A 22,686-nucleotide genomic window follows, 5' to 3' on the forward strand; every position below is an offset into this window, starting at 1 on the left:
GCCGAGGGCGGGGCGCCGGGGCGGGCCTTACCCTGCGGCCAGCGCCGCCCGCCAGCCGCCGCTGGCGGTGATGTCGCGGGCGCCGGCAAGACCGTGCGGCTCGCACAGGAAGCCCTTCACCGCGCCGCCATCCTCCAGCTCCACCGTGCCGATGACCAGCGGCGCGGGAATGCCGGCGAGGAAATCGCCGAAGGCGGCGCGCGGCAGCGCCCACACCTCCACGGCGATGGCACCGCCGCGCCCGTCCACCGCACGCAGCAGCCCCGGCCGCGCCGGAGGCCCGCCGGGCAGGGCGAAGAGCTGGTAGTCCGGGGAGGTTCGGGCGCTGCGCAGGAAGCGGCCGCCACGCCGGGTGAGCTCGCCATTGAGCTGCAGCCCGGCCATGTGCGCGCCGCAGACCGCGAGCGCGATCTCGTCATCGGCCGACTCCCCGGCCGGCAAGGACGCGTCGACGCCCCCGCGCTCCAGCCGCAGCGCCAGCGCCGCCGCGCGGGCGTCCCACCCCTTGCGCGCCAGCACGGTGAGGCTGCCGGGGCGCCCGTCGGCGCGCGGCCCGGTCGGCACGGCGATGCCACACAGGTCGAGCAGGTTGACGAAATTGGTGTAGGTGCCGAGCCGGCTGTTCGGCCCGAACGGGTCGGCCGCCACCTCCGCCAGCGTGACGAAACAGGGAATGGTCGGCACGCAGAGGAAATCGATGCCTTCCAGCGCCTGTGCGCATACCCGCCGCAGTTCCTCCAGCCGGTACAGCCCGGTGAAGGCGTCGACGGCGGAGAGCTTCAGCCCCGGCGCGAGGATGGCCCGCGTCACCGGGTGCAGCGTCTGCGGTGCCTGCGTCAGCCGCGCCCCCACCGCCGCCACCCGCTCGGCCACCCATGGCCCACTATAGAGCAGGTCGGCCACCGCATAGAACGGCGCGAGGTCGATCTCGGTGACGACCGCCCCGCCGGCGCGCAGCCGCTCCACCGTGGCGCGGAAATGGCTCGCCTGCACCGCGTCGCCGAAGGTGCGCAGGCTGGAAGCGTCCGGCACCGCCACCGTGACGTCAGGCGGCAGCGAGGAAAGCTGCTGGCGCGGCAGCGGGCGCGAAAAGGCATCGGCGGGATCGAAGCCGGCGCACAGGTCGAACAGCTCCCACGCCTCGCGCACGCTCTGGGCGAACAGGGATATGGTGTCGAGCGTGCGGCAGGCCGGCACCATGCCGGCGGCGGACAGCGCCCCGAGGCTCGGCTTCAGCCCGACAATGTCGTTGAGCGCCGCCGGCACCCGCCCGGAGCCGGCCGTATCGGTGCCGAGGCTGAAGGCCACCAGCCCGCGCGCCACCGCCACCGCCGAGCCGGAGGAGGAGCCGCCGGGCACCAGTTCCGGGTCGAGCGCGTTGCGCGGCACAGGGTAGGGTGTGCGCACCCCCACCAGCCCGGTGGCGAACTGGTCGAGATTGGTCTTGCCGAGGCAGATCGCCCCTGCCGCCCGCAGCCGCGCCACCACATGCGCATCGGTTTGCGCGACCGTGAGAAAATCCGGGCAGGCCGCCGTGGTCGGCATGCCGGCGACATCGATATTGTCCTTCACCGCAAAGGGGATGCCCCAGAGCGGGCGCCCGTCCGGGCTGCCGAGCGCCCGCGCCTCTTCCAGCGCCGCCTCGCGCGCCTCGAACAGGAAGATGCCGGGATCGTCGAGCGCATCGAGCCGCGCGAACGCCTCGGCGATCACCGCTTCCGGCCGCAGCCCCCCGGCATAGGCGGCCCGCAGCGAGGCGAGGGTGAAGGCAAGATCGCGCGGCATCGGCAAACCTCTGGAACGAGCACGGCGGAGCGGGCGAAGCGCCGGCGCATGGCGCCCCGACCCGCATTCTGCGCAGCGCGGCCCGTTCGATAAAATGCTATGTTTTCACCGCCGCGTTGCATTTTATGCACCGCTTCCGGAGGCCCCGCATGCGCCATCTCTACACGTTGCAGCTTGTGGAAGCCGCCGCGCGCGCAGGCTCGATGCGGCGGGCGGCGGAGGACATGAACCTCACCGCCTCGGCGCTCAACCGCCGCATCCGCCGCTTCGAGGCCGAGTTCGGCGCCGAGCTGTTCGAGCGCCTGCCGGGCGGGGTGAGGCTCAACGCGGCGGGCGAACTGCTTCTGCTGCACTACCGCGCCACCCTGTCCGATCTCGCGCGGGTGCGCGAGCAGGTCGCGGACCTTGCGGGCGAGCGGCGCGGCCATGTCTCGCTGGCCTGCTCGCAGGCGCTGATGCCGTATTTCCTGCCCGAGCAGATCGCCGCCTACCGGGCCGACCATCCCGGCGTCACCTTCGCGGTGAAGGTGCGCGACCGCGCCGAGGCGGAGGCCGAGCTCGCCTCCTATGCGAGCGACCTCGCCCTCGTCTTCGAGCCCGTCTATCTCGTGGATTTCGACGTGATCGCCAGCGTGCCTCAGCCGGTCCACGCGGTCATGGCCGCCGACCACCCGCTCGCCGGCAGCGCGCAGCTGCGCCTGCGCGATTGCCTCGACGGGCCCCATGTCGCCCCGGCGGCAAAATATGGCGTGCGCCATTTGCTCGACCACGCCGCCCGGCGGGGCACGCGCCGCCTGGCCCCCATCGTCGAAACCGAGAGCTTCGAGCTCATCCGGCACTATGTCCTGCACGAACGCGCGGTCGGCTTCCAGATCCCCATCGGCCTGCGCCCGCCGGCGGACGGATCGCTGGTGTTCCGGCCGCTGGCGGCGCAGGACGTGCCAGCCGGCAACCTCATTCTCGGCCAGCGGCGCAACCGCACGCTTCCTGTCGCCTCAGCGCGCTTCGCCCAGCGCCTCGTCGCGGCGCTGCAGGCCCTGCCGACCGAAACCGCGTGAGCCTTACCCCGTGAGCCGTCCGCGCGCCTACAGCGCCCGGCAGCGCGAGCCCAGCGTGTCGAACTGCCCGCCGGCATAGATCAGCGGGTGCAGCGGCACCTCCGGCAGGTGGATGGCGACCACCCGGCCGAGGAAGATGGTGTGGCTGTGCACGCTCACCTTCTCCGACAGCTCGCAGTCGAAGCTCGCCAGCGCGCCCACCAGCGCCGGCGCCCCGGTCACCAGCGGCCGCCACTCATGGGTGCTGAAACGGGTGTGCCGGTGCGCGGAGGAGGAGAAGGCCTTGGCGAGCTCCAGTTCCGGCTCGGCCAGCAAATTGACGCAGAACGAGCCGGAGGCGTCGATGACATCGTGGCAGGAAACGTTGCGGTTCACGCAGACGAGAAGCGTCGGCGTCGGGTCGGCGGCCACCGAGGTGACCGAGGTGGCGACGAAGCCGTGCGGCTGCCCGTCCTCCAGCGTGGTGATAACGGACACGCCGGCGGCGAGGCGCCGCATGCCGTGCTTGAAATCGGTCGGGTCGATCATGGCGAACTCCACGTCGCGACGCTTGCCGCCGCGTGGCGAAAGAGGACCGCAAGGCCCGTGCCAGCCGCCGCAAGCCGGCTTTTGCCGGCGAAACAGCGTCACCGCCCCGCCCGTCTCGCCCCGCGCTGCGACAAATGTCGCTGATGTGAGACGACCGGCACCCTGGTGACCGGCCCGCCTGCGCCTGCGTCGCGCAACCCGTGGCGACGGAATCGAGCGCTGGCGCGGCCTCGTCGCCGGCCCCGCGCGACAGGCGCCGGGAAACGCCGCCGGCACCCCTCGTGGCATGGCTTTTGCGGCGACGCCCCATCCCTTTCGTTGCCGAAAGTACCGCCATGACCATTACCGTAAACCCGATTGCCGACATCATCGGGCCGCTGCCCAAGCAGCTGCTGATCGACGGCAAGTTCGTCCCTTCACTCTCCGGCAAGACGTTCAAGACCTTCAACCCCGCCACCGGCGAAATGCTGGCGGAGGTCTCGGAAGGCGACGCCGCCGACATCGACCTCGCCGTGGCGGCCGCGCGCCGCGCCTTCACCGGGCCGTGGAGCCGGTTCACCCCGTTCCAGCGCCAGCAATGCCTGCTGCGCTTCACCGATCTGGTCGAGAAGCACTTCGACACGCTGGCGCTGATCGACGTGCTGGACATGGGCGCGCCGATCACCGCGATGCAGGCCCGCCGACAGCGCGCGCTCGCCTTGCCGCGCTTCTATGCCGGCATGTGCACCGTCATCGCCGGCGGCACGCTGCCCAACTCGATGCCCGGCGAGGTGTTCACCTACACGTTGAAGGAGCCGGTCGGCGTGGTGGGCGCCATCACCCCGTGGAACGCGCCGCTGACCTCGACCATCTGGAAGATCGGCCCGGTGCTCGCCACCGGCTGCACCATGGTGCTGAAGCCGGCGGAGGATGCCCCGCTCACCGCGCTCAGGCTCGGCGAATTGCTGCTGGAAGCCGGCGTGCCGGAAGGCGTCGTCAACATCGTGCCCGGCTTCGGCCACACCGCCGGTGACGCGCTGGCCCGGCACATGGATGTCGACAAGGTCGCCTTCACCGGCTCGGACTTCACCGGCCGCAAGATCATCGAGGCCTCGCGCGGCAACATCAAGCGGGTGACGCTGGAGCTGGGCGGCAAGTCGCCCGACGTCATCTTCGCCGATTGCGACATGGACGCCGCCGTCGCCGGCGCCGGCATGGGCGTGTTCGCCAATTCCGGGCAGATCTGCTGCGCCGGCACCCGCCTGCTGATCCAGCGGCCGATCTACGAGGAATTCGTCTCGCGCGTTTCCGACTACGCGAAGTCGCTCAAGGTCGGCAACGGCCTCGACCCGGCGACGCAGATCGGCCCGGTCGTCAATGCCAAGCAGCTGGAGCGCGTCAGCGGCTATATGGAGGTCGGCCTCGGCGAGGGCGTCACCGCCACCACCGGCGGCAAGCGCCTGACCGAGGGCGCGCTGAAGGACGGCTATTTCTTCGAGCCGACAGTGCTCTCGGGCGTCACCAACACCATGCGCATCGCCCAGGAGGAGATCTTCGGGCCGGTCGCGGCGGCCATTCCCTTCGACACGCTGGAGGAAGCCGCCGCCATCGCCAATGACACGGTGTTCGGCCTCGGCGGCGGGGTGTGGACCACCAACCTGTCCACCGCCCACCGCATGGCGAAGGCGATCCGCGCCGGCACGATCTGGGTCAACACCTATGGCGGGCTCGATCCGGTGGTGCCTTTCGGCGGCTACAAGATCAGCGGCGTCGGCCGCGAATCCGGCGTCGAGCACCTCGACGCCTATCTGGAGACCAAGTCCGTGGTGATGAAGCTGGGCTGAGGGCGCGCGGCGCGGCGGGCCAGTCCTGCCGCGCCCTTACCCCCGCCGCGCTGGCCTCAGTGCCGCAAGGTGCGGGGAATCACCCGCCGCACCGCCACGGCGATCAGCAGCGCGCCGACGGTCAGCATCACGAAGGCGGCGCGCATGTCCAGCGCATGGGCGACGAAGCCGATGAGCGGCGGGCCGAACAGGCCGCCGCCATAGGCGATGGTCACCGTCATGGCGATGCCGGCATTGGGCGGAATGCCGGGCATCCGCCCGCTCAGCGAGAACAGCACCGGCACCAGATTGGCGATGCCGAGCCCGGCAATGGCGAAGCCCGGCAGCGCCGCCAGCGTCGTCGGCGCGAAGACGATAAGCGCCACGCCGAGAAAGGCGATGACGGCAGAAATCTGGATCGTCGTCACCGCGCCCAGCCGCCGGGTGATGCGGTCGCCCAGCAGCCGCCCGGTCGTCATCGCCACCGAGAAGGAGGCGACGCCCGCCGCGGCCTGCGCCGGTGCCGAGCCCGTCGCCTGCACCAGATAGAGCGCGCCCCAGTCGATCAGCGCCAGCTCGATGACGAAGGCCAGCACCGTCAGGATGCCGATGCCCAGCATGGTGAGGTTCGGCAGCCGGAATACCGAGGTGTCCGCCGCCTCGCGCACATGGATGTCCGGCAGCCAGAGCCACGGCATGGCGGCGAGGGCGATGGCCATCAGCAGCAGGCTGGCGAGCCCCATGCCCAGCGGAATGCCGAAGCCGAAGCCGATCAGCATGCCGCCGGCAACCGCCCCCGCCACATTGCCGAGACTGAAGAAGGCATGGGCCGAGGACATGATCGGCCGCCCCAGCTCGCGCTCCAGCGCCGAGGCGTGCGAGTTCATGCACACATCGAGAAAGCCGAAGCACACGCCGATCGCATAGGCCGAGAGGGCCAGCAGCGGCATGCTCACGCCCAGCGCCGGGCCGAAGCTGGCGGCGGCGAAGGCGATGCCGGCCAGCGCGCCGGAGCGCAGCGGCCCCAGCCGGGGACGCAGGAACCCGGCCGCCGGCATGCCGCACAGGCAGCCGAGCGACACGCACAGCAGCACCAGCCCGACCTGGGCATCGTCGAGGCCGGCCCGCAGCTTCAGGATCGGAATATAGGTGGCCCACAATGTCAGGCCGGCGCCGCCGACGAAGAATATGGCGCTTACAGCCACGCGCGAGGCGAAAAGCGCCCGCTGTTCGCGCGCGACGGACAACTCACTCATGCGTCTTCCCATTATGCTCGGCGCCCGGCGAGGCGGCGCCTTTCGGCGGCAGTCGTGGCGCCCTTCCGGCACAATGTGTGCCAGAGCCGTTGCGCGCACTCATCGCCCGGCGGCTGCGGCACGGCAAGCGGCAATGCGGCGGCGGGCCCACCCCGGCGTCCACCGCCGCACCATTCCGGTGTCTCGCGCGTCTCGCCCCGAGTCTCACGCGCGACGTGAGATGGAGACGCGCGACACCGCCCGCCGCCGCGCATTCCGCCGCCGGACCGGAACTTGCTGTGGCCGGCGCCGGGCGCGCGATGTGGCGCGCGGCAACCGGGAGGCGGCCCATGCGGGGCGAGGCCAGCTTTGACTATGTCATCGTCGGCGGAGGATCGGCCGGCTGCGTGCTGGCCGCCCGCCTGTCGGAGGATCCCGACGTCTCGGTGCTGCTGCTGGAGGAAGGCCCGCCCGACCGCTCTCCCGCCATCCACCTGCCGGCCATGGTCTACAAGACCGCCACCGGCCCGCTGCTCCAGCGCATTCCGTGGGAGCCGGCGAATGGCGCCGCGGACGGCGTCGACGCCCCCCATATGGTGCAGGCGCGGGTGCTGGGCGGCGGCTCCTCGGTCAACGCCATGGTCTATGTGCGCGGCATCCCGAGCGATTTCGATGGCTGGGCGGCGCAGGGCGCCGAGGGCTGGGACTATGCCGGCGTGCTGCCCTATTTCAAGCGGGCGGAAAGCAATGACAGCTTCTCCGGTGACAGCCATGGCAGCGACGGCCCGCTCTGGGTGTCCAGCCAGCCGGCGCCGCACCCGCTCACCAAGGCCTGGCTGCGCGCCTGTCAGGAATTCGGCATTCCCCCGGTCGCGGATTTCAATGACGGGGTGCAGACCGGCTGCGGCCTCTACCAGATCACCGCGCGCAATGGCCGGCGCGCTTCCACCGCCGTCACCTATCTCAACCCCGCCCGCCGGCGTCGCAACCTCACCGTGCGCACGCGCTGCCGGGCGACCCGCATTGTGCTGGAGAAAGGCCGCGCGGTCGGCGTCGCGTTCCTCGCCGGCGGCCGGCCGGAGACTGTTCGGGCCGCGCGGGAGGTGGTGCTCGCCGCCGGCGCGCTGCAATCGCCCCGCCTGCTGCTGCAATCGGGCATCGGCCCGGCCGCTCATCTGCGCGCGGTCGGCGTTGATGTCCGGCACGATCTTCCCGGCGTCGGGCAGGGGCTGCAGGACCATATGGACGTCTATCTCGTCCATGAACTCGACGGCGTGGAGAGCTATGACGCCTATCGCCGCTGGCACCGCAAGCTGGCGGCGGGGCTGCAATGGCTGCTGTTCCGGCGCGGCCCGCTCTGCTCCAACCTCATCGAGGGCGGCGCCTTCTGGTGGGGCGATCCCTCCGTCGTCGAGCCGAACCTGCAGTTCCACTTCCTGCCGGGCACCGGCATCGAGGAGGGGGTGCAGCCGGCGGCGGGGGCCAACGGCACCACGCTGAACATCTGCCTCACTCGTCCGCGCTCGCGCGGCATGGTCGAACTCACCAGCGCCGATCCCGGGGCCCCGCTGCGCGTCGCGCCGAACTATTTCGCCGATCCGTTCGATCTCGACTGCATGGCCGAGGGCATCCGGCTGGGGCAGGAGATCATGGCCCAGCCCTCCATGGCGCGCGTCGTGGCGCGCGAGCAGCTTCCCGGGCGCCGGCTCGCCACCCTCGACGAGCGGCGGGCCTATGTGAAGCAGCGCGCGCAGGGCGCCCTCCACCCGGTCGGCACCTGCCGGATCGGGCTGGACGCGCGCGCCGTGGTCGATCCGTTCCTGCGCGTGCATGGCATTGAGGCGCTGCGGGTGGCCGACGCCTCGGTCATGCCCTCCGTGCCGTCCGGCAACACCAATGCCGCCGCCATCATGGTGGCGGAAAAGGCCGCCGACCTTCTGAGGCTGGGCATTGCGCCGGCCGTATCACGTGCCGTCTCTTCTCCGGCCGTCGCGACATGAGACGGGCTGCGACGGCCGGGGCCCGTGCCATGCCTTTTCGTACATCCCCTTGAATTTCAACGGCAATGCCATCCGTAAAAGTACTGGCATGCCTCTTGCTGCCGCTGCTCCACGTCGTCGGTTCACACACGGCACGTCCAGAACAAGGGGAACAGCATGGTCGACTCGCCTAACGGGCGCACCTTCGGGCCCGCACATCTTTTCCGCAACGATGTCCTGTCCCGCCGCTTCTTCCTCGGCTCGTCTCTGGCGCTCGGTGCGGGCGCCATGGCCGGTGCCACGCTGGGCGCCTGGCCCGGCCCGGCGAGCGCCGCCGTCGGCGGCGATCTCAAGATCATGGCGTGGGAAGGCTTCACCATGGACGCCGAGCTGAAGGCGTGGCGCGAGGCCAACAAGGTCCAGGTCGACGCCGCCATCATCAGCACGCAGGACGACGTCCATGCCAAGCTGATCGGCTCCAGCCCGGTGCGCCTCGACCTCGCCGAATATTCGCAGGGCTTCGAGCACTTTTATGTCGACGAGCTGAAGATCGTGAAGCCGCTCGACATCGCCAAGGTGCCGAACTTCACGCCCGAGAACATCTATCCTGAGTTCTACCAGGCGCCGACCTGGTACTGGGACAAGACCTATTTCGCCATTCCGTGGATCTGGGGCCTCAACGCGCTCGTCTACAACCCGGCGATGACCAAGCCCATCACCTCCTACAAGGACCTGCTGGCGCCGGAGCTGAAGGGCAAGCTGACCTTCTGCGACGACACCATCGCCACCTGGCCGATGATCGCCCGCCTTGCCGGGCTGGGGCCGAAATTCCCCAACATCACCAAGGAAGAGCTGAAGACCGCCTTCGAGGGGCTCAACCCCTATCGCGACCAGTGCCGCGTCTTCGGCTCGTCCAATGGCGACGTCATCTCGCTCTTCGCCTCGGGCGAAATCGCCGCCTGCTTCTCGGTGTGGAGCGGCACGCCGGTGGAAACCGCCAAGCGCGGCGTGAAGACCATCTACACCGTGCCGGCGGAAGGCGCCGTCATGTGGTGCGACGCCTGGTTCCTGCCGATCAGCGCCGAGAATCTCGACACCGCCTACAGCTTCATGAACGAGGCCATCGCCGCCAAGGCGCAGGCCGAGGTGGCGAAGGCGGTCAATGGCGGCGCGGTCAACAAGCATGCGGCGGCGCTGATGGACGCCGATACCAAGGCGCTGTTCGATTATGGCGACCTGCCGCAGGTGTTCGCCAAGTCGCCGCTGCAGGGCCAGCCGCCCCGCGTGTCCGACACCTATGCCACCTATGACGAGTGGACCCAGGCCTGGACCGACTTCAAGTCCTCGTTCTGATCGCGCGCAGCGTCAACGGAGAGCGGATTGGGAATGATGAAGAGCAGCCGTCGCGAGGCGATGGGGCTGGCGCTGGTCGCCCCCTCATTCCTCTTCCTCCTCGTCTTCTTCATCGTCCCCGCCTTGCTCCTGTTCGTCTGCAGCTTCTGGATGGCGCAGGCCTTCAAGCTGATTCCGGCCTTCACCTTCGACAATTACAGCCGGGCGCTCTCCGCGTCCGGCTTCTACGTGCTGACCTGGAACGCGCTGAAGAACGGGCTGTTCACCGCCGTGCTGACGGTGGGGCTCAGCTTTCCCGCCGCCTATTTCATCGTCTATCGCACGCGCGGAAACCTGCTGTTCTACCTCATCCTGGTGTCGTGGTTCTCCAGCTACCTCGTGCGCATCTACGCCTGGCGGGTGATCCTGGGCTCCAACGGGCTGATCAACACCACGCTGATGCAGCTCGGCCTCATCAGCCAGCCGGTGGAGGTGCTGCTGTTCAGCCCCTTCGCCACCATACTGACGCTGACCCACATCATGCTGCCCTTCGGGCTGCTGCTGCTGGTCTCGGCGCTGCGCGACGTGAAGAAGGACTATGTCGAGGCGGCGCGCGACCTCGGCGCCAGCAATACCGAGGTGCTGACCAAGGTCATCCTGCCCATGTGCTACAAGGGCGTGGTCGGCGCCTTCATGTTCACCTTCGTCATCTCCGCCGGCGATTTCGTCACCCCGCAGCTGCTCGGCGGGCGCGACGGCATGACCACGGGCATCCTCATCGCCAACCAGTTCCGCACCGCCGGAAACTGGCCGTTCGGCGCCGCCATGGCGTTCCTGCTGCTGGCCGCCTTCCTCATCGTCTATGTCGGCTTCGTGCGGCTGCTCGATCTGCTGCGGCTCGCCCCCGGCCGCCGGTTCCACGAGTGAGACGCGCCGTCTCGGCCGCGCACGGAGGTCTCATGCTGCGCTTCTATGTCTGGCTTTACGTGGCGTTCCTCTACGCGCCCATCGCCGTCATCACGCTGTTCAGCTTCCATTCCTCGCCGAGCCTCACCTTTCCCTTCGAGGGGGTGAGCCTGCGCTGGTATGCGAAGATCTTCTCGGACACGACCTTCCTCTCCTCGCTCAAGAACAGCCTCATCGTCGGCGCCTCCACCGCCCTCATCACCACGGTGCTCGGCTCGCTCACCGCGCTCGGCCTGGCGCGGATGAAGGGGCGCATCCAGACGCTGTTCGGGCTGCTGGCCTTCGGCCCGGTGGCGCTGCCGGGGCTGTTCCTCGGCATCGCGCTGGTGATGCTGTTCGCGCAGATCGGCCTGCAGCGCTCGCTGATCACGGTGACCATCGCGCATGTGCTGTTCACCCTGCCCTTCTTCATCGAGGCGGTGCGCTCGCGCATCGCCTATTTCGACCTGTCGCTAGAGGAAGCGGCGCGCGATCTCGGCGCCACGCCGCTGCAGGCCTTCCGGCTGGTGACGCTGCCGATCATCGGGCCGACCATCGGCGGCGCGGCGATCCTGTCCTTCGCGCTGTCCTTCGACGAATTCATCATCACCGTCTTCGTCAGCGGCAACGACACCACCCTGCCGCTGACCATCTGGTCGATGATGCGCCGCGCCGTCAGCCCGGACATCAACGCCGCCTCGGTGGTTTCGCTCGGCCTGTCGATCGGGCTCATCCTGATCGGCGGCCTCCTCGTCTGGTACCAGCGCCGCGTGGCCCTGGGCGCCCGCGCCCGGGAAACGCAAGCATGAGCACGCAAATGAGCACGCACGCATGAGCACACCGAACATCGTCGAACTCTATGGGGTGACCAAGGCCTTCGGCGCGCTCACCGTGCTGCACGACATCGACCTCACCATCAAGGAGGGCGAGATCCTCACCCTGCTCGGCCCTTCCGGCTGCGGCAAGACCACGCTGATGCGCATCATCGCCGGCTTCGAGCCGACGACCCATGGCCGCGTGATGATCGAGGGCGCCGACGTGTCCTATCTGCCGCCAGACCGGCGGCCGGTGAACATGGTGTTCCAGCGCTATGCGCTGTTCCCCCATCTCGACGTGTTCGACAATGTGGCCTTCGGCCTGCGCCTGAAGAAATGGCCGAAGGCGCGCATCCGCGAGGCGGTGCAGCACATGCTGCATCTCGTGCAGCTTGACGAATACGGCAATCGCTGGATCCACGAGCTATCCGGCGGCCAGGCCCAGCGCGTGGCGCTGGCGCGCGCGCTCGTCAACGCGCCGAAGGTGCTGCTGCTCGACGAGCCGCTCGCCGCGCTCGACCTGAAGATCCGCCACCACATGCTGGCGGAGCTGAAGCGCATCCACCAGGAAACCGGCACCACCTTCATCTATGTGACGCACGACCAGGACGAGGCCACCATCCTCTCCGACCGCATCGTGCTGATGAACAAGGGCTGCATCGAGCAGCTCGGCACGCCGGAAGAAATGTACGCCCATCCCGGCTCGCTGTTCTGCGCCCGCTTCCTCGGCGAGACCAACATCCTCACCGGCCCGGTCAGCGCCTGCGCCAGCGGCCTCGCCCATGTCGCCATCGGCGCCGGCACGGTGACGGTGCCCCATAATGGCAGCGCCGTGGCGGTGGGCCAGAACGTGTCGCTGGCGATCCGGCCAGAAGCGCTGCAGGTGCGCCGCCGCGCCGGGGCAGCGGACGCCGTGCCCGACAACGCGCTCGACGGCGTGGTGGAAGACGTCGTCTTCATGGGCAGCCGAGTCGTCTATTCCATCCGCACCCCGGTGGAGACGCTGAAATTCCAGGAAACCCGCTCGGTCGACGGCACCATGCTGGCACGCGGCGAGGAAGTGCGCGCCTCGTGGCGCCCGGAGGCGGCGGTGCTGCTCACGCGCTGAGGCCGTCTCCGCGCGGTCTCACGGCCAAGACGAGTCTCACGCCGCCGGCGTCTCAACATCCCCGCAACGCGCGCCGTCTCCTTTCACTAGTTCGTTGATATTGCTCGTCATTTTTTTCTGGCACAGCGCTTGCGCAGCAGAGGGGACGCGGCCGCCAGGGTCGCGAGAGACCGCGACGCGGTCGATGATGAAACCGTAGCGACGTCGCCGATGGCGGCGCGTCGTGCCAGGGAGAGGCAGATGGATCTCGGGCTTTTCATGCAGCCGCTTCACAACCCGGAGCGCAGCATCACCGACATGCTGGATGAGGACCGCCAGGCCGCTCTCCTCGCCGACAAGCTCGGCTATAGCGAGGTGTGGGTCGGCGAGCACTACTCGTCCAGCATCGAACCCATCGTGAATCCGCTCCAGTTCTTCGCGACGCTGATCCACCAGACGGAGAACATCAAATTCGCCACCGGCGTGCTGGCGCTGCCCCAGCACCACCCCGCCAATGTCGCCGGCGATGCGGCGCAGTTCGATCATCTCAGCAAGGGCCGCCTCATCATGGGCATCGGCCCCGGCGGGCTGGCCAGCGATTTCGAGCTGTTCGACATCGGCGACAAGAACCGCGCCGAGATGCTGGCCGAGTCCATCGACATCATTCACAAGATCTGGGCATCGGACGCGCCCTACAACATCAAGGGCAAGTACTGGCACATCAAGATCGAGGATTCGGTGGTGCCGAAGCTCGGTTTCGGGCCGATGGCCAAGCCCTACCAGAAGCCCTACCCGGAAGTCGCCATCTCGGCGATGACGCCCAATTCCGGCAGCGCCCGTCAGGCGGGCCTGCATGGCTGGGGCTTCGCCTCGGCCAATTTCATCCAGGAATGCTGGGTGAAGTCGCACTGGGAGCAGTATCTCATCGGCTGCGAAAAGGCCGGCCGCGCGCCCGACCGCAACCGCTGGCGGGTCGCCCGCTCCATCCTCGTCACCGACACCGATGCCGAAGCCGAGGCCTATCTCGCCACCGAGGGTAATTCCCACGCCTGGTACTACGACTTCGTGCTCGACGACATGCGCATGTACAACATCCTGTCGGTGTTGAAGCACGATCTTTCCATGCCCGACGAGGCGGTGACGCTCAAATACTGCATGGACACGATGATCATCTCGGGCTCGCCGGGCACCGTGCTCGACCAGCTGGTGGCGCTGGTCGACTATCTCGGCGGCCCGTTCGGCACGCTGCTGCAGACCTTCAAGGAATGGGACGACCCGGCGCTCCAGCAGAAATCCATGCGCCTGCTGGCGCAGGAAGTGATGCCCAGGCTCAACGATTATTGCCGCTCGAAGATCGCCGCCGAGTGAGGCGGTGCGCGCCTGCTTGCGGGCGCGCACCCCCCCGATTTCCCTGCCCAGCAAACGCGTGAGTGCCATGCAGCCCGACACCTCCATCCAGCGTCTCAACTCCACCGGCCGGCTGTCGCGGGTCGTCATCCATCATGGCATCGCCTATCTCGCCGGCGTCGTCGCCAAGGAGAAGACGCCCGATATCGCCGCCCAGACTGCCGATGTCCTCGCCCAGATCGACGCCCTTCTCGCGCAGGCCGGCTCCGACAAGAGCCGCCTGCTGCGGGTCACCATCTGGCTGCACGACATGGGGCATTTCGAGGCCATGAACAAAGTCTGGGACGCATGGGTCGACACCGACAACGCCCCCGCCCGCGCCACGGTGGAATCGCGGCTCGCCGGGCAGGGCGCAAACCTTGTGGAGATGATGGCCACCGCTGTCGTGTGAACCGGGCCATGCGCCTTCCCGTAACCCGTTCATGAGCGGCCGGCCATGACCGCCAGTCCCGCCGTCGGTGCCTCCTCCTGGTGGCTGGCCGACGCACTCGCCAGCGAGGGGAATACCCGCCCAGCCCATCCCCTCGCTGGCGACGTGCGCTCGGACATTGCCATTGTCGGCGGCGGCTTCACCGGGCTGTGGACGGCGCTCGCCTTGCGCACCCGCCGGCCGGACCTGTCGGTCACCCTCATCGAGCGCGACATTTGCGGGGCCGGCGCCAGCGGCAAGAATGCCGGCAAGGTGCATGGCTACTGGACCACCCTGCCGCGTCTCGCCCGGCTGCTGGGCGCGGAGCGCGCCTGGGAGATGGCGCGCCTCGGCGCGCGGGCGCAGGCGGCGATCGGCGCCTTCGCCGCCCAGTGCGGCGCCGATGTCTGGTGGCGCGAGGGCGGCGGCCTCAAGGTTTCCGCCGCTCCCGCACAGGATGCCGCTCTCGACGCGACGGCGCAGGCCATGGCCGCCCTTGGTGCTGCACGCTATGCCCGCCCGGTGGCGGGGGCCGAGCTGCGCGACTTCTGCACCTCGCCGGTCTTCCGCAAGGGGCTGTATTTTCCCGAGGAAGCCACCGTCCACGCCGCCCGGCTGGTCCGCGCCCTGCGCGCCGCCGCGTGCGAGGCCGGCGTCGCCCTGCATGAGCACACGCCGCTGCGCGGGCTCGACGCCGGCGCGGATGGCTGCCGCCTCGCCGTGCCGGGCGGCAGCCTCACCGCCGGCCGGGTGGTGCTGGCCACCAATGCCGCGCAGATCGCGCAAATGGCCGGCCTCGACGCTGGCATCGCCCGCCATTTCATGGCGTTTTCCAGCTATGCGCAGATGAGCGAACCGATGCCGGAGGCGCTGGCGGCGCTCGGCTGGACCTCGCCGGTCAGCATCGTCGACGCCCGCTCCTTCCTGCACTATGCCCGCACCACGCCGGACGGGCGCCTGCTGATGGGCACCGGCTCCGGCCCCATCGCCTATGGCGCCAATGTCGAGGCGCGCGCGATGACGCAGGACCCGGCGTCCTTCGCCCGCTGCGCGCGGGGGGTCGGCCAGCTGTTTCCCGGCCTCAAGGGCCTGCCCGTCGCCGCGCGCTGGGGCGGGGCGCTCGATGTTTCGTCGGATCGCTTTCCCTTCGCCGGCACCGCGCGCGGCGGGCGGGTCGCCTATGGGCTCGGCTTCTCCGGCCATGGCGTCAATCCCAGCTGGATCCTCGGCCAATGCCTCGCGGCGCTGGCGCTGGACGAGAGCGACGACTTCACCCGCTCGCCCTTCTGCACGCGTGCCCTGCCCGCCTTGCCACCCGAGCCGGCGCGCTATTTCGGCGGCTGCGCGATACGTCGCGCGATTCTTGCCTGCGAGGAGGCGGAGGAGCACGGCGGACGCGGGCCGCTGCTCGCCCGCGCCCTCGCCGCCCTGCCGCAGAAGCTCAATCTCACCATCGGAACGCGTTGACGGAGCCAGGATGACCATCAGCTCATGCGACTACATCGTCATCGGCGGCGGCTCGGCGGGATGCACCATCGCCTCGCGCCTGTCGGAGGACCCGGCTTCGTCGGTGCTGCTGTTCGAATCCGGCCCGTCGGACCGCAACCCCTTCATCCACATGCCGGTGACCTATTACAAGACCCAGCGCATGCTGCGCCGGATCCAGCTCGAACCGCTGCGGCACCAGTTCGACGTGGCGCCGGACACCGGCCAGGCCAAGGTGCTGGGCGGCGGCTCCTCGGTCAACGCCATGGTCTACATACGCGGCAACCCGCAGGATTATGACCGCTGGGCCTCTTCCGGCGCCGAAGGCTGGTCCTATCGCGACGTGCTGCCCTATTTCCGGCGGGCGGAGGCCAATGAGAGCCTGTCCGGCGAGGCGCACGGCACCGAGGGGCCGCTCTCCGTCTCCGACCAGCGCTACACCAGCCCGCTGACCAAGGAATGGCTGAAGGCCTGCCAGGAGGCGGGGCTGCCCTATAATCCCGACTTCAATTCCGGCACCCAGGCCGGCTGCGGCCTCTACCAGGTGACGATGCGCGACGGCCGCCGCTGCAGCGCCGCCGTCGCCTATCTCAAGCCCGCGCGGGGGCGCACGAACCTCACCGTGCTCACCGGCAAGCCGGTGCTGCGCATCCTCATCGAGAACGGCCGCGCCGTCGGCGTCGAATATCGCGAGGGCCGTGAGCGTCGCATCGTGCGCGCCGAGCGCGAGGTGGTGGTCAGCGCCGGCGCCATCGGCTCGCCGCGCCTGCTGCTGCTCTCCGGCATCGGCCCGGCCGACGACCTCGCCAGCGTCGGCGTGGAGGTGAAGCACGATCTGCCCGGCGTCGGCCAGAACCTTCAGGACCACACGGACTGCTTCCTGATCTACGATCTCAACGGCCAGTACGGCTATGACAAGTACAAGAAGCTGCGCTGGCAGGCGGTGGCCGGGCTGGAATACGCGCTGTTCCGCTCCGGTCCGGTGGCCTCCAATGTCTGCGAGGGCGGCGCCTTCTGGTGGGGCGACGCCACGGACCCGCTGCCCGATCTGCAGTACCACTTCCTTGCCGGCGCCGGCGTCGAGGTCGGCGTCGACGGCACGCCGAGCGGCAATGGCTGCACGCTCAACGTCTATGGCTGCCGCCCGCGCTCGCGCGGCTATCTCAGCCTGCGCTCGGCCGATCCTTCCGTGCCACTGAAGATCGACGCCAACTACCTCGCCGACCCGCACGATGTCGAGGTGCTGATCGAGGGGGTGAAGAAGGGCGAGGAGATCATGGCGCAGCCCTCCATCGCCAAATACATCGCCGCCTCGCACAAGCCGGCCGGGCCGCTGCGCACCCATGCGGAATACGACGCCTATGTCCGGCGCGAGACGCAGGGCGCGCTGCACCTCTCCGGCGCCTGCAAGATGGGAACGGACGCGATGGCGGTGGTCGACCCGCAGCTGCGGGTGCGCGGCATTGACGGGCTGCGCGTCGCCGATTCCTCGATCATGCCCTATGTGGTGTCCGGCAATCTCAACGGCCCCACCATCATGATCGGCGAGCGCGCGGCGGAATTCATTCGCGGCAACCGGTTCTGAGGGCACGCATCATGGCACCCTCCCCCGAATCCGACATCGTCATCGTCGGCGCCGGCATTATCGGCGTGTCGATCGCGCTGCTGCTCCAGCGCGCCGGGCGCACGGTCACCGTGGTCGACCCGCTGCCGCCGGGCAGCGCGACCTCCTTCGGCAATGCCGGCCTGCTCAGTGCCGGCACCAATGCGCCGGTCGCGCTGCCCGGCATCTGGCGCAAGGTGCCGGGCTGGCTCACCGACCCGGAAGGGCCGCTGGCGGTGCGCTGGAGCTATCTGCCGACTGCCGCGCCCTGGTTGATGAAGTGGATCCTCGCCAGCCGCAAGGCGACGGTCTACGCCGCCTCCGACGCGCTGCGGGCGCTGCACCGCGACACGCTGGACGGCTACCGCGATCTGCTCGGCCCGGCGCTGTTCGCCGACCTCATCCGCACGCAGGGCGGCGTCAATGTGTTCTACAATGCGGTGCCCGGCCGCAACGAGCTGTTCATCCGCCACCTCATCGCGCGCCACGGCATTACCGTGGAGGAGCTCGACCACGCGGCGCTGCAGGAGATGTTCCCCGGCATCGGGCCCATCGCCCAGCGCGGCATGCTCCTGCCGGATAATGGCTGGACGGTGAATCCCGGCCGGCTGACGCAGGCGATCGGCCGGCTCTTCGTCGAGGCCGGCGGCACGCTGCGCCAGGAGAGCGTGATGTCGGTGCGCCCGGTCGAGGGCGGTTTCGAGCTGTTCGGCACGCTCGGCGACTGGCGCGCCCGCACCGTCATCCTTGCCACCGCCGCCTGGACCGGGCGCCTGCTTGGCCCGCTCGGGGTGAAGCTGCCGATGGAGACCGAGCGCGGCTATCATCTGATGCTGGAGGGCGCCAACATCACCCCCAAAATACCGCTGCTGCTGCGCGATGGCGGCATGGCGATCACGCCGATGGAAGACGGGCTGCGCCTCGCCGGCACGGTGGAAATCGCCGGCCTCGACGCGCCGCCGGACGAGAAGCGCGCCCGCCAGCTGCTGGACCGCGCGCGGCTGGTTTTCCCGGCCCTGGAAGCCGCCTCCACCCGCAAATGGCTCGGCTTCCGCCCTTCGCTGCCAGACAGCGTCGCCGCCATCGGCCCGGTGCCGGGCCTGCCGAACCTGTATGTCGCCGCCGGCCATGGCCATACGGGAATGGTGGGCGCCAGCACCACGGCCCGGCTGGTGCGCGACATGGTCACCGGCGCGCCGCCCTGCATCGACCCGGCGCCCTACAGCCTCACGCGCTTCACCGGCGCCAGGGTCAGCCGCCCCGGGTAATGCCGTGCGCCTTCAACCGGCGGTAGAGCGTCGCCCGGCTCAGCCCCAGCGCCTGCGCGGCGGCGGCGACATCGCCGCCGCAGGTCTCGATCATGTCGAGGATCGCCGCCCGCTCGGCGGCGTCGACCCGGGCGCGCACGCCCGAGACCCGGCGCTCGCCGGCCCCCGGCAAGGACGGCGCGGCCGCTCCCGCCCGCTGCGGCGCCTCGGGCACCGGCACGTCGGGAAGCAGCAGATCGTGCGGTTCGATGCGCTTGCCCTCGGCGAGCGAGGCGGCACGGCTGACGACGAGATAAAGCTCGCGCAGATTGCCCGGCCAGGAATGCAGCAGCAGGATCCGCCGCGCTTCCGGCGCCACGCGAATGCCCAGCCGCCCCGCCGTGCGGGCGATGCAGGCGTCGATCACCGCTTCCTTGTCGGCGCGCTCGCGCAGCGCCGGCACGTTGATGACGACGCCGGCGAGCCGGTAATAGAGATCGGCGCGGAAAAGCCCCTGCGCGATGCGCGGCTCCAGCTTCTGGTTGGTGGCGGCGATCACCTGCACATCGACCCGCTGCACCTTGCCGGAGCCCAGCGGGGCGACCTCGCCCGATTCCAGCACCCGCAGCAGCCGCGTCTGCAGATGCGCCGGCATGTCGCCGATTTCGTCGAGGAACAGCGTGCCGCCATGCGCCTGTACGAAGCGCCCGGCTGAGCCTTCCTTGCGGGCGCCGGTGAAGGCGCCGCCGGCATAGCCGAACAATTCGCTCTCGATCAGCGTCTCCGGCATCGCCGCGCAGTTCAGCGCCACGAAGGGCTGCGCCGCGCGCGGCGATTCGGCGTGGTAGGCGCGCGCCAGCGCATCCTTGCCGACGCCGGTCTCGCCGAGCACCAGAATCGGCAGGCCGGAGCGGTTGAGACGGCGCAGAATATCGACATGGCGGGTCATGCGCGGCTCGGCACCGGCCCATTGGTCGAGCGTCACCGGCGTCGCCTCGCGCGCGACCGGCTCGCTCGGCGCCGGTGCGGCGGGCGGACTGGCCGCCCGTGCCCGCTGGGCGGCGGCCGGGCTTTCCTGCAGCGGGCCGAAGGCGTAGCCGCGCAGCGGGGAGCCGTCGAGGCGCACCAGCTCCAGCGGCAGCGACAGCCCGCTGCGGGCGCGCAGCGCGGCGGGGTCGCGCGTGAACAGGCGCCAGAGCGAAAACGGCGTGAAGCCGTTTCGCGGCAGGCTCAACAGCTGCCGCGCGCCGATGTCGGCGCCGACCACCGCATGGTCGGCATCGATGGCCAGCAGGCAGGGCTGCCCGTCCGGCCGCCACAGCTTCAGGATGGTGCGGCTGGAATGGGCACGGCGGAAGATCGCCTCGGACAACCGCTCGGCGGATTTGCGCACCACTTCGAGCGCGATCTCATGCGTCTCGCGCTGAAGCCGGGGATTGCGCACGGTGATGTTCATCGCCGCCCACAGCGTGCCATCCGGCGCGAAGAGCGGCACCGCCGCGCAGGACATCTCGATGAAATCCTCGAAGAAATGCTCGTCGAGATAGACCGAGGTCACCCCGGCGTCGCGCAGGCAGGTGCCGACCCCGTTGGTGCCGGTGTGGCGCTCGGTCCAGATCGAGCCGGGGCGCTCGGTATCGGAATAGAAGCGCGAGCCATGGTCGGCACGCTCCGCCACCGTCACGCCCTCGGCATTGGTGAGGGTCACGCAATAGCCGATGCGCCCGACGATGGAGTAGAGGAAGTCCACTTCCTCATAGGCGAAGGCCAGCTTGTCCTCGAGCGCCTCGCGCGCATCGTTGATCTCGCGATGCGACAGGCGGGCGACCGGGCCGCACGTGCCGGGCTCCAGGCCGTATTCCTCGATGCAGCGCGACCAGGAGCGCAGGGGAAATTCGCGCGCCACCGGCAGCGTCGCCGGGGCCTGAACGGCCGCGAGCACCTTTCGACTATGGTCCAGCATGGCGCTCGGTCCTGTCGTGCGTGTGAGACGTCACCAAGGGCACCCCCGCGCCCGAGGCTGCCGCTTCTCCTGCCCGCCCGCGTGTCGAGCCTCGGCATGCCGCCACGCGCGTTCGCGACACCGCATCGGCCCCATGTTGATCGGCCACATGTGACCCATAATGCGGCACGCCTATTTTGTTGGCAAGACGAATTGCGCCCTCCCGCCCCGCCCGTCGTCGCCCGGCCAAGGCTTGCCCCCGCCGGCGAGGTTTCGCAGGCGCTTCGCGCGGGCGGTAAATCTCACTCCTGAGATTTGATTGTCTCATTCGTGAGAATTCAGCTCAGTTAAAATTGCAACTATACTTCGACATGGCAACGTCTTATTACAAAAACTGCGCATGTGGGTCGCGCTTCGCGCCGAACGAAGTGTAGAGCTTGATGGAATTCGATTACATCGTCGTCGGTTCGGGCTCGGGCGGCAGCGCCGTCGCCGGGCGCCTTGCGGAAGATGGCCGTGCCCGCGTGCTGGTGCTGGAAGCCGGCGGCTCCGACCGCCGCCTGCCGGTGCTGATGCCCGCCGCCACCTATCTCTACGCCATCGGCAACCCGGCCTTCGACTGGCGGCTGACCTCGGTGCCCGACCCCTCGCGCGGCGGCCGCACCGATTACATGCCGCGCGGCAAGGTGCTCGGCGGCTCGTCCTCGATCAACGGCATGCTCTATGTGCGCGGCCAGCGCGAGGATTTCGACGACTGGGCGGCCATGGGCTGCACGGGCTGGGAGTTCGACGCCGTCCGCCCGTTCTTCCGCCGCGCCGAGGACAATGAGAACGGTGCCGACGCCGACCATGGCGCCGGCGGCCCGCTCTCGGTGCAGAACCTGCGCACCTCCCACCCGCTGTCGGAAGCCTTCCTGCGCGCCGGCGTCGCGGCCGGCCTTCCCGAAGTGGCCGACCTCAACCGCACGCCGCAGGGCGGCATCGGCTATGTGCAGGCGACCCAGAAGCGGGGCTGGCGCCACAGCGCGGCGCGCGCCTATCTCTGGCGCCGGCGGCCCAACCTCACCGTGCTGTCGCACGCGCAGGCGCACCGGGTGATCTTCGAGGGCACGCGGGCCAGCGGCGTCGAATTCACCCGCAAGGGCAAGACCGTGACCGCCCGGGCGGCGAAGGCGGTGGTGCTCGCCGCCGGCGCCTTCGGCTCGCCGCAACTGCTGATGCTGTCCGGCGTCGGCCCGCAGGCGCATCTGCGCGAGATGGGCGTCCCGGTGGTCCACGACCTGCCCGGCGTCGGTGCGAATTTCCACGACCATCCCGGCACCAGCCACATCGCCTTCGTCGACCAGCCGACCTACAACGTCCAGCACACGCTGCCCCACGCGCTGGCCTATGGCGCACTCTGGCTGCTGGCGGGGCGCGGGCCGGGCACGACGCCCGACGCGCATGTGCTGGCGTTTCACCGCTCGCAGCCCGACCTGCCGCGCTGCGACCTGCAGATCCACTTCACGCCGGTGGGCTATGATCTCACCGATACCGGGCCGATCCTGTTCGACCGCCCGGCGGTCACCGCGCTCAGCAACATCCACCGCCCCTATTCGCGCGGCCATGTGCGGCTCGCCTCCAGCGATCCCTTCGCCGCCCCGGCGATCCAGCCCAACCTGCTCGGCGACGCGCGCGATATCGCGACGCTGGTCGCGGGCGCCAAGCGGCTACGCGCCATCTTCGAGGCGCCCGCCATGGCCCGCCACGTGCTGGGCGAGTTCAAGCCCGGGCCGGAGGTGCAGAGCGAGGACGAATGGGCGGCCTATGTCCGGGAAACCGCCATCGGCATCTACCACCCCGCCGGCACCTGCAAGATGGGCGTCGATCCGCTGGCGGTGGTCGATCCGCATCTGCGGGTGCGCGGCCTCTCCAACCTCTACGTCGCCGACGCCTCCATCATGCCGGTGATCGTCAGCGGCAATCTCAACGCGAACTGCATCATGATCGGCGAACGCTGCGCCGATTTCATCAAGGCGGCCTGATCC

The 22,686-nt window shown here is 69.5% G+C and carries 17 protein-coding genes; 13 read left to right on the forward strand and 4 right to left on the reverse strand.

Annotation, left to right across the window (positions count from 1 at the left end; all coding sequences use genetic code 11):
* Nucleotides 1–27 precede the first annotated feature (27 nt).
* Nucleotides 28–1,785, reverse strand: a complete 1,758-nt coding sequence (gene atzF / locus ACQY76_RS06720) for an allophanate hydrolase (RefSeq protein ID WP_428032115.1) — start codon at nt 1,783–1,785, stop codon at nt 28–30.
* A 149-nt stretch (nt 1,786–1,934) separates the two neighbouring features.
* Between atzF and ACQY76_RS06725 the strand changes: the two genes are divergently transcribed.
* The gene (locus ACQY76_RS06725; RefSeq protein WP_428032116.1) at nt 1,935–2,843 is read left to right on the forward strand and encodes a LysR family transcriptional regulator; all 909 of its coding nucleotides are present in this window, start codon (nt 1,935–1,937) and stop codon (nt 2,841–2,843) included.
* Nucleotides 2,844–2,870: 27 nt separating this feature from the next.
* Here the strand turns inward: ACQY76_RS06725 and ACQY76_RS06730 are convergent, their stop codons facing one another.
* Complete coding sequence (locus ACQY76_RS06730) at nt 2,871–3,371, reverse strand: flavin reductase family protein (RefSeq protein WP_428032117.1); 501 nt, start codon at nt 3,369–3,371, stop codon at nt 2,871–2,873.
* 335 nt (nt 3,372–3,706) lie between these two features.
* Here ACQY76_RS06730 and ACQY76_RS06735 point away from each other — a divergent pair, with 335 nt between their 5' ends.
* Entirely contained in the window at nt 3,707–5,194 is a 1,488-nt protein-coding gene (locus ACQY76_RS06735) for an aldehyde dehydrogenase family protein (RefSeq protein ID WP_428032118.1), read from the forward strand.
* A gap of 56 nt (nt 5,195–5,250) precedes the next feature.
* Here ACQY76_RS06735 and ACQY76_RS06740 read toward each other — a convergent pair whose 3' ends face one another.
* Nucleotides 5,251–6,429, reverse strand: coding sequence for an MFS transporter (locus tag ACQY76_RS06740; protein ID WP_428032119.1), 1,179 nt, complete (start codon nt 6,427–6,429; stop codon nt 5,251–5,253).
* A 329-nt stretch (nt 6,430–6,758) separates the two neighbouring features.
* Here ACQY76_RS06740 and ACQY76_RS06745 point away from each other — a divergent pair, with 329 nt between their 5' ends.
* From ACQY76_RS06745 to ACQY76_RS06790, 10 genes are all read left to right on the forward strand, one after another.
* A complete protein-coding gene (locus ACQY76_RS06745) occupies nt 6,759–8,408 on the forward strand; it encodes a GMC family oxidoreductase (RefSeq protein WP_428032120.1) in 1,650 nt (549 codons plus the stop codon).
* 156 nt (nt 8,409–8,564) lie between these two features.
* Nucleotides 8,565–9,740, forward strand: a complete 1,176-nt coding sequence (locus tag ACQY76_RS06750; RefSeq protein WP_428032121.1) for an ABC transporter substrate-binding protein — start codon at nt 8,565–8,567, stop codon at nt 9,738–9,740.
* A 33-nt stretch (nt 9,741–9,773) separates the two neighbouring features.
* Nucleotides 9,774–10,646 (forward strand): ABC transporter permease, encoded by an 873-nt coding sequence (locus ACQY76_RS06755; protein WP_428032122.1) that lies wholly within the window; start codon nt 9,774–9,776, stop codon nt 10,644–10,646.
* Between the two features lie 32 nt (nt 10,647–10,678).
* Nucleotides 10,679–11,473 (forward strand): ABC transporter permease, encoded by a 795-nt coding sequence (locus tag ACQY76_RS06760; protein ID WP_428032123.1) that lies wholly within the window; start codon nt 10,679–10,681, stop codon nt 11,471–11,473.
* A 22-nt stretch (nt 11,474–11,495) separates the two neighbouring features.
* Entirely contained in the window at nt 11,496–12,587 is a 1,092-nt protein-coding gene (locus tag ACQY76_RS06765; RefSeq protein WP_428032124.1) for an ABC transporter ATP-binding protein, read from the forward strand.
* A 240-nt stretch (nt 12,588–12,827) separates the two neighbouring features.
* Nucleotides 12,828–13,934 carry an LLM class flavin-dependent oxidoreductase gene (locus ACQY76_RS06770; RefSeq protein WP_428032125.1) on the forward strand — a complete coding sequence of 369 codons (1,107 nt, stop codon included), beginning with the start codon at nt 12,828–12,830 and terminating at the stop codon, nt 13,932–13,934.
* A 67-nt stretch (nt 13,935–14,001) separates the two neighbouring features.
* Nucleotides 14,002–14,364, forward strand: coding sequence for a RidA family protein (locus tag ACQY76_RS06775; RefSeq protein WP_428032126.1), 363 nt, complete (start codon nt 14,002–14,004; stop codon nt 14,362–14,364).
* A 45-nt stretch (nt 14,365–14,409) separates the two neighbouring features.
* A complete protein-coding gene (locus ACQY76_RS06780; protein WP_428032127.1) occupies nt 14,410–15,849 on the forward strand; it encodes an NAD(P)/FAD-dependent oxidoreductase in 1,440 nt (479 codons plus the stop codon).
* Between the two features lie 10 nt (nt 15,850–15,859).
* Entirely contained in the window at nt 15,860–17,452 is a 1,593-nt protein-coding gene (locus ACQY76_RS06785; protein ID WP_428032128.1) for a GMC family oxidoreductase, read from the forward strand.
* Nucleotides 17,453–17,463: 11 nt separating this feature from the next.
* Entirely contained in the window at nt 17,464–18,738 is a 1,275-nt protein-coding gene (locus tag ACQY76_RS06790) for an NAD(P)/FAD-dependent oxidoreductase (protein WP_428032129.1), read from the forward strand.
* Here ACQY76_RS06790 and ACQY76_RS06795 read toward each other — a convergent pair.
* On the reverse strand, nt 18,722–20,680 hold the full coding sequence (locus tag ACQY76_RS06795) for a sigma-54-dependent Fis family transcriptional regulator (RefSeq protein WP_428032130.1): 1,959 nt from the start codon (nt 20,678–20,680) through the stop codon (nt 18,722–18,724). The genes ACQY76_RS06790 and ACQY76_RS06795 overlap by 17 nt on opposite strands.
* A 419-nt stretch (nt 20,681–21,099) precedes the next feature.
* Between ACQY76_RS06795 and ACQY76_RS06800 the strand changes: the two genes are divergently transcribed.
* Nucleotides 21,100–22,683 carry a GMC family oxidoreductase gene (locus ACQY76_RS06800; RefSeq protein WP_428032131.1) on the forward strand — a complete coding sequence of 528 codons (1,584 nt, stop codon included), beginning with the start codon at nt 21,100–21,102 and terminating at the stop codon, nt 22,681–22,683.
* The last annotated feature ends 3 nt before the right edge of the window (nt 22,684–22,686 follow it).

This window comes from Ancylobacter sp. (genome assembly GCF_965279025.1).
Taxonomy (GTDB): Bacteria; Pseudomonadota; Alphaproteobacteria; order Rhizobiales; family Xanthobacteraceae; genus Ancylobacter.